Raw genomic sequence first — 17,428 nt, forward strand, 5'->3', positions numbered from 1 at the left:
AACTGCCGAGGTCAGACGAGACAACATCTCGTACCACCCTTCGTCCCGTCGGTTGCAGGACACCCGCCCCAGAGACCATGATGCCACTCGTCATCTTCCTCCGAGACAACCCCCTCGACGACCAGTACGCCAATGTCGAGCGAATCGCCGACATGCTCAAACATGGCAATCGCGTCGTTCTTCCCACCGAGTGCCACTACGGCGTCGTCTGGATGCCCACCCACGAACTCGCCATAGACCATCCAACGCTCCACAACCCACAACCCATCAATCCCGCACCGAACGAACCACCCGCGACGTGGTTGGCGCCCAGCATTCAGGTGGTCCAGGCCGCTGTTCGACTCACGTCACCGGTCCAGCGCCGGGCCGTCGCCAAACTCGCCTCACGAGGCGTCCGATTCATCCTCGAACTCCACGATCACTCACCCGACTCCATCGCCGGCATCCCGACCGGCCCCTTTCACGCCGATGGCCTGGTCGCCTTCATGGTCCCCGCCTGGCCGTATTCCCACAAGATCGTCGAAGCGGTGGGCACCCCCCTCGCCTTCATTCCCATCGACCAACTCGGCCTTGGCGACGCCACGCGACCTCCCACAAAGGCCGAAGTCGCCGCCATCGCCGACGCTGGGCCCACGACACTTGCCAAGGCCCCCACCACCATTCGCCTCCTCAAGAACGGCGGCTACTACGTGACCCGCGCCTCGACCATCTCCGAATCCGAGGTCAAGGCCGCCCTCGGCCGCACGATCCTCTTCGTTTGCACGGGGAATACCTGCCGCAGTCCCATGGCCGAACTCCTCGCCCGCCACGAACTTCACCTATCGCCGCCGACGCTCTCGACTGTCATCCAATCCGCCGGCATCGCCGCCGTCGACGGCTCGGACATGTCTCCCGAAGCCGCCAAGGCCCTCGCCAACCGCGGCATCCGCGACCATTTCCAAGGCTCGACCCACCTCACACGCGAGATGATCCGCGGCGCCGACGTCATCCTCGCCATGACCCGCGGACACGCCCGCGCCATCCACGAACTCGACCCCACCGCCGACGACCGCGTGTTTACACTTGATCCAGAGGGGAAGGACATCCCCGACCCCATCGGGGGACCGCTCGCTCTGTACGAAACAACGGCCGACCGCCTGCACGAACTGATCCGACACCGATTCGCCGAGATCGATCAACTCGACCCCGACCGCCTCGAACCCTCCGAACGCCCCACGACCACACGACGAGGACAAACGCCATGAAGATCATCCTGGGGGCTGACCACCGCGGCATCGACGCCATCCGTTCCCTCGGCGAGCGCCTCAAACTCGAGGGCCACAGCGTCCACGTCCTGGAACCCTGCACAGGCCTGGCCTGCGACTATCCCGAACCCGCCTTCAAGGTCGGGCACCAGGTCGCAGACGGCTCGCAGGACGCCGGCATCCTCATCTGTGGCACGGGCGTGGGCATGTCCATCGCCGCCAACAAGGTCCATGGCGTGCGCGCCGCCGTCGCCCACGACGAACTCACCGCCCAACTCAGCAAGAGCCACAACAACGCCAACGTCCTCTGCCTCTCCGCCGACCTCCTCGGGCAACGCCTCATCGAGAAGATCGTGGACGTCTGGCTGAAGACGCCCTTCGAGGGCGGACGCCACGCGCGCCGTGTCCGCAAGATCGCCGCTATCGAGCAGGGTCTCGATCCCGCGACGATCAAGGAATAACTCGGGCTAAGGCCGCGTGCCTAGCACCACGCTCGCGTTGTCGATCGAGAGGACCACGTGCCCGTCCACCATCGCCACCGAGCGCGGCTCGCCCGCCAACTCCACCTGACGCCTGTCCACCACACGACCCGTTGACGGCTCCATCACGTACACCGTCACCACCTCGCCCCCGGTCGCCTGGGGCGATCGACGCTCCAACGCCGACACGCCGACCACCGCGTTCTCGCCCACAACCGGCGGGAGCGCGAACGTGTCCCGCGGGAGCCCGTCGGCGCCGATACGTGTGCCCGTGGCATCGATCGTCATGAACCCACTCGTCGAGCCGATCACCACGCCCGACGCCACGCGCGCCAGCCGCAACGGATAGGTCAATCCGTTCCCGCCCGGATCCACCCGCCCCGGCGCGGGCGAGCCGTCCTTCAGCGAGTACACCCAGGGCGTGCGCGTGTCGTCGAGCACGACGACGTTTCCATTCCCGATCGCCGCCAACGCCGGCACGACAAGCCCCAACGGACGCGTCACCCAGACCGGATCGCTCTGCCCGGGCTCGATGAGCAGCATCGCGTCGTTCACGCCTACCACAAACCGCGCGTCCCGCGTCGCCCGCACCCAGCGGACATACTGCCCAAGTTCGCGGGTCTGCTCCGCGTTTGATCCGCCAAACGAGAGCGTTGTCGTGCCCGTCCGCTTGTCGAGGACGAGGATCAGCGGCACCAGGCTCGTGTCATCGGGCCGGCGCACGCGCTCGGCACTCACGACCGTCGCCCCGGCGATCATCACCTGGGTGCCGCCACCGGCCACGTCAAAGACCTGCTGCATATCGAGGAGCCGCTTCCACAGCACCTCGCCACGTTCGGCGTCGAACGCCGCCGCTCGTCCGCCTCGCTCCACGAGGATCACCGTCTGGTCATCGAGCGCCACCACCAGGTCGCCGAAGCGCACGTCCCCCGAGGCCGGAGTCTGCAGTTGCGTCGTCGCCGGGAACCGCGCCGGCTGGTCGGGCCCGAAGACAGCCCCGAACGCCGGCGATCGCCACGAGGTCTTCCCCGTCGCGTTGTCGATCGCCTCCACCAATCCGCCATCGGCGCTCGACCAGAACAGATACGTCCGGTCGAGATTCACCGCGAGTGTCGAAGGCGGCAGCGACTCGAACGGTCGCGTCCAGATCTCGCCCAGTCGGCCCGTCGTCGCGTCGACCCCGAACAGCGCCACACGCCTCGTCGCCGGCGACTGCATCATCACCACGTCCGTCGGCGTCCCGGGCCCCGCGGGCGTCAGAGGCTCCATCACCTCCCACCCCGTCAGGACCTGCGGCTCGCCCGCGGGATCGATCGACATCCCGATCGTCGCGCGCCCGGATGTCAACTCGAGCGTCGCTCGCAACTCGCCGAGCCTCGATCGGATCGGCGCCTCCTGCTCCGGCGTGGTCCACTCGACCACCCCGCGCAGCGTTCGATACGCCTCCGAGGTCCGCCCCATCCCCTCCAGCGCCGACACCAACGCCAGCGTGTCCTGCACGAGCACACCGTGAACATCCGCGTCGCCCGCGGCCGCCCTCGCGCGGGCCGTCCGCACGCCCGAGGCCAGCGCCCGCGACGATCCGCCGGCATCGCCACGCTCGCCACGGATCCGACCCACCGAGCGCCACGCCTCGATCGAAGAGGTCGCGAAGGGATACCGCCGCGCAACATCCTCGAGCGTCCGCTCGTCAGCCTCCGCCCCGAGCGCCAACATCGCCGACGCCTCCATGTCGAACGCCTTGTAGTCCACAATCCCGCGCCGACGCAGGATCTCCTCCGTCCGCGAGAGCGCCTGCGAACGCGTGTCGCGGGCCGTACGCTCCATCTCGCCAGCCGCGTCGAGCGTCTCGCCAGGCTCCATCGGCGGCGGGAGCGGCACGACCGACGACATCTGCGCGTCCGCAAAGATCTCCTGGTACGCCCGTAGCGCCCGCTGGTCCTCCTGCCTCGCCTCGTGCAGGTGCCCGATCTCCATGAACATCGTCGCCCGCTGCGCGCTCGTCTCGGCACACCGGGACATCGCCGACTCCACCCGCTCGATCGTCTCGATCGAAGCGCTCGCCCGACGCGCCGGATGCGCCGCGCCAGTCTCCGCCGGGAGGGCCGCCTCCCGCAGGTCCCGCACGATCCCGTGCAGCAGCGTGAAGAGCCGCGACCGCACCCCCGTCGAATCGGCGCTCCACGGCTCGATCCGCGCCAGAGTTCGGTCCAGCATCTCCCCGATCTCGTCGGTGTGTCCCGCGCGATGAGCCAGTTGCACGAACGTCATCGTCAGCGTCGCGTCATCCGGGGCCGACGCGATCCGCGCCAGCAGCGACTCGCGCGCCCGTTCCCACGGCGCGTACGTTCGGAGGCTCGCCGAGTCCGCCGCGATCACCTGCCCGCCCACACAGATCGTGTTCCCCGACCCCTCCATCGCCACGCCCTCGACCGACGCGGGATCCTGGGGATCGACCAGGCTGAACCCCGACGCGATCGGCACGAGCACGCGAGACCCCGCCGCCACCACGCGACCGAGGATCGTCTGGTCCCGCACGCTCGTTTGCGGATCACCAATCGAGGGCGAGAGCCGGATCGTGCCGTTCACAAAGTCGCTCGTGTCCACGAACGCCAATCGCGACCGCCCCACGCCGATAAGTGTTGACCCGCACGAAAGGAGATACACCGGCGAGTTGAACGCCGACGCGTCGCGAGCCCCCGATCGCTCGCCCGTCCGGGCGTCGATCCTGAGCACCTTCGCGTCGCCCGGCTCGAGGATGAAGAGATCCCCACCCACGATCACCGGCACGACCGCACTAAACGCCGGGTCCGCCGCCACGCGCTGCGCCATCATCGTCCGCCGCGGCCGTTTCGCGTTCATCCGTCTGACCCACAATGGCCGCCCGTTCGTCGTCTCATACGCCCCGATCAATCCGAAATCGTCGGCACGATACACGACGCCCTCATGGACCACGCTCGCGTCCGCACGTCTCGCTGCCCCACCCCAGGGCAGGAGGCCCGTGCTCCCCAGCAGTCGCATCCACCGCATCTCGCCGCTGTACAGGTCCAGCCCGACCATGTACAGGCTTCCCACGCGCGTGCTCACCGACGCCGATTTGCTCAGCGCCACCACCACCGTGTCGCCATCGATCACGGCAGGCCCGCGCACGCTCCCCGTGTTCAGACTTGGGTCCAGCCACGCCGCGTCCACCGACCACAGCACGCGCCCCGTGGCGGCATCGAGCGCGTGCACGCGCGGATCGCCGCTGCGAAACCCACCCCGCGCGAAACCCGTCGTCCCCACCACCACCCCGCCGCGCGCCGTTCCCGAGAACGCCACCGTCGCCGGGTCCTCGATCGTGTCGCGGAAGGAGCGATAGATGTTGTCCATCGAATTGGACTTCGGCCCGCCCCACTCGGGCCGCGTCTCCCAGCGGACCGCCAGCGTCTCGCGGTCCAGAGCCTTGAATGTCTCCCCGTCGTTGACATAGACAACGTTCCCAACAACGACCGGGAGCACGATCGATCGCCGCCACGGGTCGGCCTCGGGAATCGCATCAAAGGCCGGCGCGTTCGAGGCCAACGAAACCGCCTCGAGCGGCTCGGGGGAGACCCGCGACACGTCCACCGCCGCCTGCGAGCCATACACCGTCACCGGCCGGGGCAGTTCCGGAAGCACCGTCGCCCGATCGGGAATCTCGACAACCTTGCCCAGGCGCTGCGCGTCGCCCGCGAAGCGCGTGGCCAACTGGAGTGTCCGATCATCACGCAGATACCGCGCCAGAAGCGCAGCGACGCGCGCGCTCGCCTCGGCATCCGTCGCCGACGCCAATCGGTCCGGGTGCCGATCGAGCGATTCCAGAATCCTTGCCGCGGCATGGAACCGGGCGTGTTCGATGTTGGCCTGGGCGAGTCGCAACGCCGCTGTCAATCCCGCCGGCGTCAAGAGATACGAACGCTCGACCGTTTCCAGATCGCCGCGCTTCAGCAACTCCTCTGCCGCCACGCTCTGGGCGGCGCGATATCGCTCCAGGAGCGCCGGCTGCGTGAGCAGCACCTCGTGCACGCGCGCGCGCACCGGCAGCATCAGGTCCGTCTCCCCTTCGGCCTCGATCATCCGGTCGCCCTCGGTGTCGAGGAGCGACTGTACGTTCCGCACGGCCTCGCCCCACACCTGGGCCGCCGCCAACTCCTGCAAACGCGCCAGGCTCTCGCGGGCCAGCACCGAGTCATCCGGATACGCGATGATGACCTGGTCGTCCTCGGGCATCCCGCCCACAAACTGGGCTTGCGCCGACGATGACGGGCCCACGACCGAGAACACCGTGGCCAAAGTCGTGAAAATCGCCTTGATGTCCAGACCGCGTCTCATGAACTTCTCCGGGCATGCCGCCTGTGGCGGCCGGGAGGACGACCAAACCAACTCTACGAGCATCCCGGCTCGTGTCCCGCCCCCCCGCAACCGATGTATCGACTCGCATGGATCGCGTCTGTGCCGAACCTGCCCGGATTCCCTTCCTCCAGCGCCTCACCCGCGGCAGCACGCCTGGAGCGCGCCTGTGTGTCCTGCTCCTGGCCTTGAGCACGATTCTCGGACTCATCGACCTGGAACTCACGCTCCATTACGCCACCTCGGTGGGCCTGGCCGAATCCAACCCTCTGGCACGACTGGTCATGAGCCAGAACTCGCCGGTGTTGTTGACTCTGTTCAAGGTCTGTACGATGGGGACGGGGATCCTGATCCTGTACGCGTTGCGCGCGCGTCGAGTCGCCCAGTACACCTCGGTCGCCGTCTTCCTCGTGATGGCGAGCCTGGTCGTTCGCTGGGGGCTGTACGCGTCGGAACTCCCGACGATGGACATGCCCGGCTCTGGGCCTATGGCGGCGGATGACCCGCGCTGGGTGCTGATGACCGTTGAATGAGCCGGGACTCTCGCGCGGGGTACACTCGCCCATGCGCGCGCAGCGAAATCTCCCTGGCGTTGTTCTTGTGTCGATGGCGGTCGTGCTTGGCGGCTGCTCGGGGACGACGCCCCGCGTCTCGACGGGTCGTCTCGAACTCGGCACCCAGACCGACCAGGGTGTGGTCCTGAACCTCGTGGTCCTGGCCGAGAACCCCAATCGCGACGCCCTGCCCCTGGGCGATGTGCACTATGAGGTCGCCCTCGGCGACACGCGCGTCTTCAAGGGCACACGCTCGGCCCAGGCCACGCTCCGCCGATTCGGGCGGCACGAGATCATCCTCCCCGTCGCCCTGACGCGCGAGGAATGGGAGCGACTGGGTTCCAAGGTCGTGGCCGGCGCATCAGATGAAGCCGGCACGGCATCCGATGGCTCATCCGCCGCCAGGGCCTTGGACATCCCCTACCGCGCGACGGGCCATGTGCAGTACACGCCGCCGGGGCCATTGGTCAGCGTGCTGGAGGACTCGGGGCTGTGGATGCCGAGTGTGGGGTTTGATATAGAAGGAAACAAGGGCGGCCAATAACGAGAGGCCACCATCCCGGTCATGACATGACCTATTACGACATTACCTTTTCAGTCCTTCCCCCTCGACCAGGGCAATTGAATCGGGTCGATCTCCACCAGGCCGACGAAGAAAGACCCAAGCTCTGAGTGGGTTCATGTTCCCTTCTCGCCACTTCTTCCCAGTTACGCTCAGATGTGCCGTGCGGTAGTCCGCAATTGTCCATGACGAGCCCGATTTCTCGCAGTAGTGAGGGAGGCGTATCCGTACACCGGCTCTATCTTCATCATACAAACCAAGCGACATCGACCCGGGTGTACCAGACTCGGACAGAATACCGTCAACCACGCTCCCATTCGTCAATCGCGTCCGAATCGGAACGGCGTTCGGCAAGTTGGCCCAAGACACTTGCTCTGCCGACAGTTGCACGGACCACTCTGCGGCTTGCATATCGTACACAACACAACACGGGGGCTGGTACATCTTTGACTCATATGAACTACAGCTGAGCATTGTTGCAAATAGAACACACACCAATAGACGTCGCAACGTGCCAGCATTCATCAACGCATTGGAGTAGGTATTGTTCATACGGCGACCCCATGTCCACATGCGAATCCTGCGGATCTGGATAACGCACTATGGAACATCAGCACCCCACACCAAAGTGGTCAAGGTAGAACAGATAGTCATCGATCGCAACTCCCCCATCAGGCTGTGGATGCCAAGCGTGGAGCTTGAGATGGGGGGACACCAAGTGCACAATGCGCAGTAGCGATATTACACATGATATCACATACGGTTACCGATCACGCAGTATGTGTCTGTGAAACGTGTCATAATTGTAACTTTTCGCCTTCAATACTGCCGCTCGTTGTCGGCTTTGCCGACCCGGGACGCCGAACAGAAACGCAGGCTTCCAGCGGGACAAACTTCGCGACCTTCCACTCTTTGCCGCTAATGCTGATATAAGCACTACGATACTCAGTGATTTTCCATGACGAGCCGATATACTCGCAATATCTCGGTACTCTTATTCTTACGTTCATATTATCTGACATGTCGATTGCGATCGCCGCAGCTCCATTTGATCCCGGCTCGGGATATATGCCATCATACACAGTCCCGTTAGTTAGTCGCGATTGAATCGGAACAACATGTGGCAATTCAGCCATAGATATTACTTCATCGTCAACGTGAACCGACCACTCTCCTGTACCCATGTCGATTTGCACGCTTGTCGGTCTTTGCACTGAATACGTGCCGTCGGAGCTACACCCGGATACGATCAGAACAAGAGGTGTTGCACTTGCCACGCATCCACAATACAGTCGCCTCGGGTGCGATTTCAACATTCTCAACTCCTACCTGCTCAATGCGCCAGAGCCGATCCGCAAACCGTGGCTTTGCGTGTGTATTTACAAGCGGACTGGAACGTTTACGGATGGCGTCCATTGTCCGCGAAACACTAGTTTGTCTTGACTGTAATCAGCAGCCAGACGTGAACCGGCTAAGGTAGAATAAAAAATCGTCAACCGTGACCCCGCCGTCAGGAACTCCCTGGCCGGAGCCATCGTCCAGGTCTGCCTCTGATAATCCAGCCATGTATATAGTGTTATAATAGAGCAAATCATCGATCAGTACCCCGCCATCGGGGACGCCCGTCCCTGAGCCGTCGTCGACATCGGCCCAGCACGCCACGCTATACTGTCGTTCAACAGTGGCGAATCCCCTCGTATTGTTTGAGAACTGGCGCCACAGATACACATGGCCTGGCGTAAATGTGCTCTGTGTTACTACGTAAGTTGTCTCTGTGATTGACAACTGTGAATGCACCACAACGGGATCACTGGTGCCACTCTGCCCCAAGTCCAAGAGCACCACGCCGTAACTAACAGCGCCAAACGCTGGCTGCCACTCAAACAAAACATCGCCAGGACGTAACATCGCGCCTTGGCCTGGTGTTACAGGTATCACAGGCGCCGCTGGTGGTTGTACATTGCTCTGGAGGATATTGAATCCCATAATGTCGAACGCGCGTATATCAGACTCTTGAAGATACGCTCCATTCACCAGAAGGCTCTCACCACTTGCCAAGCCGGGCCTCATGATCCCAATGGGCGCACTGCCAGCATCTCGCCAGTGTGCTGCGCCATTTCCGTCCCCTTCTGTCACCGCACCCCGTGATACAAAGTACTGATATTGAGTCGTACCGAATCCTGTCACGCCCACTGCATCTTCTGACGGACGCAACTCTCGAGGGGTTGTTTCAAACGTGCTTGCACCAATTGGTGCGAGCGTCGCCGGCATTCGAAAGATGTCCCAGTTCGAAATGAAGTTATAGAACGAGTCTTGCGCCGGCTCGAGCTCCGACCAAAACCCGAGCCCATGTCCCAACTCGTGTACTATTGCGCCAACAAAGTCGTATTCCTCATTTGAAATACCTGGTCCAATCCGCTCGTCTAGCCTCCATCGTCTCCTAGGTCCCTGTGGCATATGCTCGTTGATCGGCCTGAGAGTATTGTTGATTTCAATATGTATTGGATCGTTTGAAGCCGAACCGTACCATTTCTTGAGAAGTGGAACACTCAAACATATTGACGATGTTTGAGTACTGCCATTCGCGCCCCATCGATATGGTACTGTTGGCCCCATCGGCAACGTGTCAATGATGTTTGTTTCAAAGGTCTCATCGTCGAAGAATGAGTCTGCGACAAACTGAATCCTGACTCCTGTCAGCCCGCTCCACGGACGAAAGTCTCTTACGAGATTTGATGTTTGCATCAAGACATTTTCATCGAGGGTCGCCCAGCGGATTTGCACAGTGACCTGAAAATCCTCACTCATCAGAATTGAGCGGTACACATCCAGGGCCCGCTCGATCGCGGCGATAACTTCTGCATCATGACCAACAAACTCCGCGGGCGCGAACTGCGAGTTGTAATCGACTGTGAAACTTGGTGCGCGTGGTGTGATCTGACGCTTGAGCGGTTCGAGCATGTCGAGCGAACGGTCGCGGGCGACCATCAGTCTCGCATCCTCGCCTCCAGCGATCTCGACGCAGTCGCCGGGCATCACCACGCCGTCCACCATGCCCCACACCATGTCGTCGATCGACCATACGCCGTCGGGCGAGATCACCACCATCGCGGGGCACCAGAGACGTGGCGATCTGTTCGGAGCGCTAGCAGTGTTGCAGAAACGGATGCCCTGATGGACAGCGCCGTCTGCTTCCTTTGAATACACCGGGATGGCATCCGGCAGTCTCTCGCGCAGCACTTCCAGAGTTGTCGGCACGATTTCGCGTAGCACGAGTTCGGACTTGCCCGTGGCACGATCGAAGAGAATCGACTCGGGAACTGTGGTGATGGCCGACAACCCTCCCGAACTCCTCTCCGGGCCAGTATCTTGGGCTTTCGTCACGTCATGCATGAGCATCCCGAGTCCGGCCACGAGAATGACCGGCATGTTTCGGGTGTGCGGGTGTGCGGGTGTGCGGGTGTGCGGGTGTGCGGGTGTGCGGGTGTGCGGGTGTGCGGGTGTGCGGGTGTGCGGGTGTGCGGGTGTGCGGGTGTGCGGGTGTGCGGGTGTGCGGGTGTGCGGGTGTGCGGGTGTGCGGGTAATGTTCAATGTCATCTCCAACGGTGGTGAGTGTGAGACCAGGAATCCGCAAGAATCTATATGCACATGCTGACTTATCCATCTGATGGGGCAGCCATTTGATGCTACAAAGTCGAGACCGCCGACGCAAGTGGAAACTGGGCTTGTTGCGCAATCTATTGCGTGATCTGGCCGGACACGCCGCCTGGGCCTTTGGTGAGCGTGCTGGAGGACTCGGGGTTGTGGATGCCGAGTGTGGGGTTTGAGGTGCAGGGAAGCGTTTCACAATTATTCGAGTAGAACACCCGGGCCGCTCCACGAGTTTGATTCGCAGTCATAAACGAGAACTCCGTTTGGTGTTCCGTCGGAGAGGACACCGCCGATCACCACGATTTTGGTCCCCAAGACGATCGATCCAGGCATCACGAGTAGTCGCGCGGGGCATGGCTCGACCGCGTGCCACGTGTTTGTAGAAGCGTGGTAACACAGGCTTGGACCTTCGGAGAAGATGTACAAGCGATCCCCGACAGTTGCGTGCACCGAGAACTTGGCCCAGACTGGTTCCGGTGTGCGTGTCGATTCGGACCATTCCGATCCACGTAGCACCCAATGCTGATTCAGTGGCACGAACCGCTCACCGTCGTATCCGCCGATGACGTGCAGTTCATTCATAAGGACCGCCACGATGCGGAAGTGGTCGCCCGGCTTGGCCCCTGGGATGTCGGGCACCTCGACGACGCGATTTGTTCTGGTGTCGAAGGCGACGGCCCGTCCTCGCTCGGCCGGATACCCGCCGATGACATAGATCAAAGAATCGACAGCACCCGCGCTTGTATGTGAGACAGGAAACGCATCGCCCTCGTACACACGCTCCCAGCGTGTCGCATCTCCTGTCAGACGTTCGACTCCTCCCGGTCCGATCGCGTAGACGACGCCATCCACGACCGCCGAGGCGGAGAACGTCTTTCCCATTGCGAGATCCGGGCCGCGAGTCCATTGCGGGCGACTGGCCTCAAGGTCCAGCATCCATGTCTGGCGAGTCTCACGATCGGGCGCCCCTGGGTCACCAAATCCACCGATGCAGACGAGTGTGGACCCAACTCGCTCGATGGTGTGTCCGTGTCGTTCGCCTTGGAGTGCGGGAATCGCCACTCGATCATTCTTCGGTGTACCAACGTGTTGAGCGGACCGGCTGCATGCGGACAGGACTGTTGCAATTGCAAGGACAATCGCGCCGATCGAAATGACGACCCCACTGAAAGATCGATTCGCTTGCATCACAAGGACATATCGACCCATTCAGCCCTCCTTGTGAATCACAACGAGATCAGCACATCCCGATCCGCCTTGCTAACGATCGTGTGGAGGCCGGGGAGTTCTCGCTGGATTTGCAGCGAGTATCTTGAGAGGTAGCCACGTTCGGTGGGGGTGTGCCCGCCGAGGATCACGCTCATGCCGGCGTTGAGGGCGCCCAGGACCTCGTGGTGCTTCATCTCGCCTGTGACGAAGACCTGGCACTGCTCGGCCCTGGCGAGCCTGGAGAGGGACTCACCCGCGCCGGGGACCACGCCGACGTGGGTGAGGGGCGGGTCGTGCGGCTCACCATCTGGGCCACGCTCGGCGAGGGCGTAGCGGACGCGGTCACGCTTGAGGAAGGTCTTGAGTCGCTCGGCGAGTTCGCGCACCGTGGCGGGGCGATCGAGGACCAGTCGCCGACCGGCACCGGCGCTGCGCGTGGGGACCGGTTCGAGATCAAAGACATCGATCGGCGGCTCCTCATACGGGTGGAACTGGCGGAGGGTCTCGATCGCCAGGGCGAGGGCGGAGCGCGAGCAGACCATCTCCAGCCTCATCTCACGGACACTCTCGATCTGGCCGGGGCGGCCGACGGTCGGCTTGGCACCATCACCCGCGAGGAAGGTACCCGTGCCCTCGCTGGCGAAGGAGCACAACTGGTAGTTGCCGATGATCCCCGCGCCGGCGGAGGCGAGGGCGTTGCGGATGCGGTCGGCGTCGGCGGTGGGGACGAAGGTCACGATCTTGACCTCCTGCGTCCGTCGGCGATGGGCGTGGGGCGAGAGGGCCCGGCAGTCGCCCGCGATCTTCCCCTCGCTCGAAGAGCCCGAGATCCCCTCGCAGAGCCAGTCGGTGATGCCGCCCTTCACGGCGTCGAGCGCGGTGTGCGGCGAATAGATGGCGATGCCGGCCTCGATGGCGCGGAAGATGACGCGCTGGCGGGGCGTGGCGCTGGTGACGCGGGAGAGCGGCTCGAAGATCGGCGGGTGGTAGGCGATGATGGCCGACGCCTTGGCCTTGATCGCCTCGTCGAGGACGGCTTCGGTGAGGTCAATCGCGAGGAGGACGGGCCCCTTGATCTCACGCGAACTGTCGCCCGCGAGCAGGCCGACCTTGTCCCAACTCTCGGCGAACTCGAGCGGGGCGAGGCGATTAAGGGCGCTGACGAGATCGGCGACGTTCATAGGGGGCTCTCCAACGCGGCAAGGGCAGGCCGCGCGACCGGTGGGAGTTTAGTGCGCCGATGGAGTGGGCTTACTGGGAGGAGTAGGCACCGGCGGGACACCTGAGCCACGAGTTGGAGGAGATTCATTCGAGGGCCTGTGCGTGCGGTGTACGATCGCGCATGACGACGCCCAACGCTTTGAGTCCGCGTGCCGTGTCTCGCCGGGCGTATGCGAAGGTGAACTTGTGCCTGTTCGTGGGCCCGCCCGAGGGCGAGGACGCGACCCACGAGGGTCGGAACGTCGCGGGGTATCACAAGATCGCGTCGTGGATGTCGGCGATCGAGGTGTGGGACGACGTGGTGGTGACGCCTGGCGGGGCATTCACGTTCGAGTGCGACTGGGCGGGGAATGCGCCGCGACCGACGCTTATCGACTGGCCCGACGAGCGTGATTTGTGCGTGAAAGCTCACAAGGCCCTTGAGGCGAAACTCGGGCGGTCGCTCCCCGCAGCGATCCGCGTCACGAAGCGCATTCCCGTCGGCGGCGGGCTGGGGGGCGGATCGTCCGATGCGGCGAGCACTCTGATGGCGCTCCGTGACGCGTTCCATCTTGATCTCGACAATGACGAGTTGTGCTCGGTGGCGATGGGCGTGGGGTCCGACGTGGCGTTCTTCATCGATGGCGAGAGCGAGGAGGATGCGCCGCCGCGCCCGGCGCTCGTGAGCGGCCTGGGCGAGCAGGTCGAGCGCGTGGAGGCGGTCACCAAGGAACTGATCCTCGTCATCCCGCCGTTCTCGTGCGAGACGAAGGCCGTCTATGGCGCGTTCGACGTGCTGCTCGCGGAGCGCGTCTCGAGGAAACGCATGGAGCATGGCCCGTCATACAACCCGGCTGCCGTGAACCCGGACCTCGTCGCGCGGCGGATCGGCAAGGCCCAGGGCGACACGATTCGTGATGGGCTGCTGGGGAACGACCTCTTCCAGGCGGCGGTCCGCGTGGAGCCGAGATTGGGGCGCCTCGCGACGGAACTCTCGCGGGCGACACGCCTCGACGCCCATCTCAGCGGGAGCGGGAGCACGCTCTTCTTCCTGACGGATGCCGATCGGGCACCCAAGGTCGAGGAACGCCTCCGGCGGGCGCTGGAGTCGATGGCGGCGTCGGCCGATGGAACATGGTGCGCGGGATGCGCCCTGGTCCGCTCGCGACTCGCTCCTGCGCGACAGGCCCATGTCGCCCGTCCCGTACAGTCCCGATAGAGCATCAGCAAGCGAACGAATCACCACTCTCGCCCCGCACGCCTCATCAAGGTTCACACGCGACATGCCCCCCAAGAAACCCTTCGTCGGCATCGACCTCGGCGGCACGAACATGCAGATCGGCGTGGTCTCGCCCGACTTCAAACTCCTCGGCTCCTCCAAGAAGAAGACCAAGGCCGAGGAGGGCGTGGAGGGCGTGCTCTCGCGGATCGTCGAGGCGACGCAGGAAGCGTGTGCCGCGGCGAAGGTCTCGGTGGGGGATCTCGGCGGACTGGGGATCGGCGCCCCGGGAGCCGTGGATCCGTACAAGGGACTTGTGCTCGAGGCCGTCAACCTCCGCTGGACGGAAGTCCCCTTGGCGCAACTGCTGACCAAGCAACTCAAAGTGCCGGTCTTCGTGGACAACGACGTGAACGTCGCCGTGGTCGGCGAGCACCGCATGGGCGCGGGCAAGGGTGTGGACGACCTACTTGGCGTGTGGGTGGGAACGGGGATCGGTGGCGGGCTGATCCTGAATGGCAAGTTGTACGAAGGGACGTTCTTCTCCGCGGGCGAGATCGGGCACACGATCGCTCTTCCCGGCGCGCTCGCGGGGCATCGGTCGCTCGAGCACAACTGCTCGCGCACGGCCGTCGTCGATCGCCTCGTGCGACTCATCCAGTCGAACCGCAAGTCGAAGATCATGGCCGAGGTTGAGGGCGACACCGAACGCATCAAGAGCCGCACCATCGGCAAGGCATATCGCGAGGGGGATGCGCTCGTCGTCGAGGTCGTGGATGAGTCGGCCGACCTTCTGGGGATCGCGATCGCGAATGTCGTGACGCTGCTCTCCTTGCCGAGGGTCGTGCTGGGCGGCGGCCTGACCGAGGCGATCGGCAAGGCCTATGTCGAGCGTGTGCAGCGCATGGCGCGGAAGACCGCCTTCCCCGAGGCCTGCCGAAAAGTGGATGTCGTCGCGAGCACGCTCGAGGACAACGCCGGGGTGTACGGGGCGGCCATGCTCGCGATGGATCGATCGTGATCCATTTTCAGACGCTGTGACGCTTTGTACATCCGGCGTCGGTCGTGGCGGTCCCGAATGATCCAGGGAATGCCGCCGAAGAAGAACACGAGCAAGTCCCAGAATCCCACGCCGCTCCCTCCGGCCTTAGCCCAAGCCGTTCAGGCCTCCAGGGCGGCGCTGAGTCGGGGTGATCTTGCCGGCGCCGATCGGCTCCTCGCGTCCGTGAAGGCTCGTGTTCCCGCCCATCCCGATGTACTAGCGACGAGCGTCGATGTGGCCATGGCGCGAGGCGATGCCGACGGGGCGCTCGCGCCCGCAACGATGGCACGAGACCTGGGTCACGAGGGAAGCCACGCCCGCCTCGCGCGCGTGCTGGTGGCGATGGGGAGCATCGACGACGCGATCGGCGTGCTCACGCCTGAGGCCGAGCGCTCGATCCAAGGCGCGCACGATCTGCTCATGCTCCAGTTGCACACTGATCGACTGGTCGAAGCGATCGCGACGACACGCCACATGCTCGATCTCGACCCCGTAAATATCGCGGCCATGCACGCGCGCGCCTCCGCCACGTTGAAACTCGGGCGCGCTGAAGAAGCGCTCGGCCACATCCGCGAGGCGGTCGACGCGGACCCTGACTCGGTCCCGCTCGCCCAACTCCACGCGTTTATCACGAACTATGTGCCATCGATGACGCCGAAGGATGTGCGCGATGCCCACACCCGCTTCGGCACGCTGCTCGCACAAGGCCAGCCGTCGATGCGTCCCGCCCACCCGCGTCCCGACACGCCACGCCGCCTGGGTTTCCTCTCGGCCGACTTCTTCGAGCACTCGGTCTCGTACTTTCTCCTGCCGCTGCTCGAGGGGCTCGACAAGGATCGGTTCGACATCGTTCTCCTCTCCATCACTCGAAAGCATGACGCGACAACGCTCCGATTCCGTGAACTCGCGACCGAGTGGGTCGATCTGTCGCGTGTGCCGACCGAGCAGGCCCTTTCCATGATCCATGCCGCACGCATCGATGTGCTCGTCGACATCTCGGGCCTGACCGCCGGTTCACGCCCCGATCTCCTCGCGCAGGCCCCGGCCCACCATTGCCTCTCATACCTCGGCTATCCGGCGTCGACGGGCATTCCACGCGTGCACGCACGGATTGGAGACTCGATCACCGACCCGCCGGGCACAGACGACCGTGTGCTGCGACTCGATCCATGCTTTCTGACGTACCAGCCTCCCAGGAATATACCGATAGCGCGTCGCGAACGCGCGACAGGCGACGGCATCACGTTCGGCTCATTCAACGCCCTCGCGAAGACCAATGACGAGGTCTTGGCCGTGTGGGCGAGGGTGCTCAACGCCGTCCCGAACTCGAGACTCGTGCTCAAGAACCCTGGCCTGCGTCAGGCATCCTGCCGAGTTGACGTCTCGAATCGCCTCATTCGAGCCGGCCTCGATCCATACCGTGTGGATCTCCTTCCGCCCGCACCCACGGTCCGTGAGCATCTCGATACCTATTCGAGGATCGACATCGCCCTCGACACGTTCCCGTATGCCGGCACGACTACGACGTGTGAGGCGCTGCTCATGGGCGTGCCCGTGATCACCCTCGCGGGCGATCGGCACGCGGGTCGAGTGGGGGCGAGCATCGGTGCCGACGAACCCGGCCGGATATTCGTCACTCACTCCCCGGACAGGGTCGTTCATTGCGTTACACGAATCTTGTCCGGGGAGAGACTTGTGCTCCACAGACATCAGCCGACTCATTCGAGCGACGCTCGAACACAACATCCATCCCACGTCCACTATGCCACCGCGTGGATCGAACAGGTTCGCCATTCGTGGCTCGATGATTCAGCGTGATACAACGCGATCCAGACCGTGCTCAAAGGCGTCACTACGTAGAACCCGCGATTCAACACCCACAACATTGGATTTGAGA

11 protein-coding genes are annotated in these 17,428 nt (G+C 63.8%); 7 read left to right on the top strand and 4 right to left on the bottom strand.

Annotated features, from left to right (window positions below; genetic code table 11):
• The first annotated feature begins 77 nt into the window (after positions 1-77).
• Positions 78-1,244, top strand: a complete 1,167-nt coding sequence (locus tag IPK69_07115; protein ID QQS07783.1) for a hypothetical protein — start codon at positions 78-80, stop codon at positions 1,242-1,244.
• Complete coding sequence (gene rpiB, locus IPK69_07120) at positions 1,241-1,705, top strand: ribose 5-phosphate isomerase B (protein ID QQS07784.1); 465 nt, start codon at positions 1,241-1,243, stop codon at positions 1,703-1,705. The genes IPK69_07115 and rpiB overlap by 4 nt, the downstream gene beginning before the upstream one ends.
• Positions 1,706-1,711: 6 nt before the next feature.
• On the opposite strand, the gene IPK69_07125 is transcribed toward rpiB, so the two are convergent.
• Positions 1,712-6,076 carry a PQQ-binding-like beta-propeller repeat protein gene (locus IPK69_07125; GenBank protein ID QQS07785.1) on the bottom strand — a complete coding sequence of 1,455 codons (4,365 nt, stop codon included), beginning with the start codon at positions 6,074-6,076 and terminating at the stop codon, positions 1,712-1,714.
• Between the two features lie 107 nt (positions 6,077-6,183).
• On the opposite strand from IPK69_07125, the gene IPK69_07130 reads away from it, so the two are divergent.
• Both IPK69_07130 and IPK69_07135 read left to right on the top strand, forming a co-directional pair.
• A complete protein-coding gene (locus IPK69_07130; protein ID QQS07786.1) occupies positions 6,184-6,627 on the top strand; it encodes a hypothetical protein in 444 nt (147 codons plus the stop codon).
• 31 nt (positions 6,628-6,658) lie between these two features.
• Positions 6,659-7,192, top strand: a complete 534-nt coding sequence (locus IPK69_07135; GenBank protein ID QQS07787.1) for an LEA type 2 family protein — start codon at positions 6,659-6,661, stop codon at positions 7,190-7,192.
• 1,467 nt (positions 7,193-8,659) lie between these two features.
• On the opposite strand, the gene IPK69_07140 is transcribed toward IPK69_07135, so the two are convergent.
• The 3 genes from IPK69_07140 to IPK69_07150 all read right to left on the bottom strand — a co-directional run bounded on the left by IPK69_07140 (position 8,660) and on the right by IPK69_07150 (position 13,251).
• The gene (locus IPK69_07140) at positions 8,660-10,549 is read right to left on the bottom strand and encodes an NF038122 family metalloprotease (GenBank protein QQS07788.1); all 1,890 of its coding nucleotides are present in this window, start codon (positions 10,547-10,549) and stop codon (positions 8,660-8,662) included.
• A 510-nt stretch (positions 10,550-11,059) separates the two neighbouring features.
• Positions 11,060-11,743 (bottom strand): hypothetical protein, encoded by a 684-nt coding sequence (locus IPK69_07145; protein QQS07789.1) that lies wholly within the window; start codon positions 11,741-11,743, stop codon positions 11,060-11,062.
• 344 nt (positions 11,744-12,087) lie between these two features.
• Positions 12,088-13,251 (bottom strand): Nif3-like dinuclear metal center hexameric protein, encoded by a 1,164-nt coding sequence (locus IPK69_07150; protein ID QQS07790.1) that lies wholly within the window; start codon positions 13,249-13,251, stop codon positions 12,088-12,090.
• A gap of 161 nt (positions 13,252-13,412) precedes the next feature.
• Between IPK69_07150 and IPK69_07155 the strand changes: the two genes are divergently transcribed.
• The 3 genes from IPK69_07155 (at position 13,413) to IPK69_07165 (ending at position 17,349) form a co-directional block, all read left to right on the top strand.
• On the top strand, positions 13,413-14,489 hold the full coding sequence (locus tag IPK69_07155) for a hypothetical protein (protein QQS07791.1): 1,077 nt from the start codon (positions 13,413-13,415) through the stop codon (positions 14,487-14,489).
• Positions 14,490-14,553: 64 nt separating this feature from the next.
• Positions 14,554-15,510: an ROK family protein gene (locus IPK69_07160; GenBank protein ID QQS07792.1), complete on the top strand. Its 957-nt coding sequence runs from the start codon at positions 14,554-14,556 to the stop codon at positions 15,508-15,510.
• 69 nt (positions 15,511-15,579) lie between these two features.
• A complete protein-coding gene (locus IPK69_07165) occupies positions 15,580-17,349 on the top strand; it encodes a hypothetical protein (GenBank protein ID QQS07793.1) in 1,770 nt (589 codons plus the stop codon).
• Positions 17,350-17,428 lie beyond the last annotated feature (79 nt).

The organism is Phycisphaerales bacterium (assembly GCA_016699835.1).
Lineage (GTDB): Bacteria > Planctomycetota > Phycisphaerae > Phycisphaerales > UBA1924.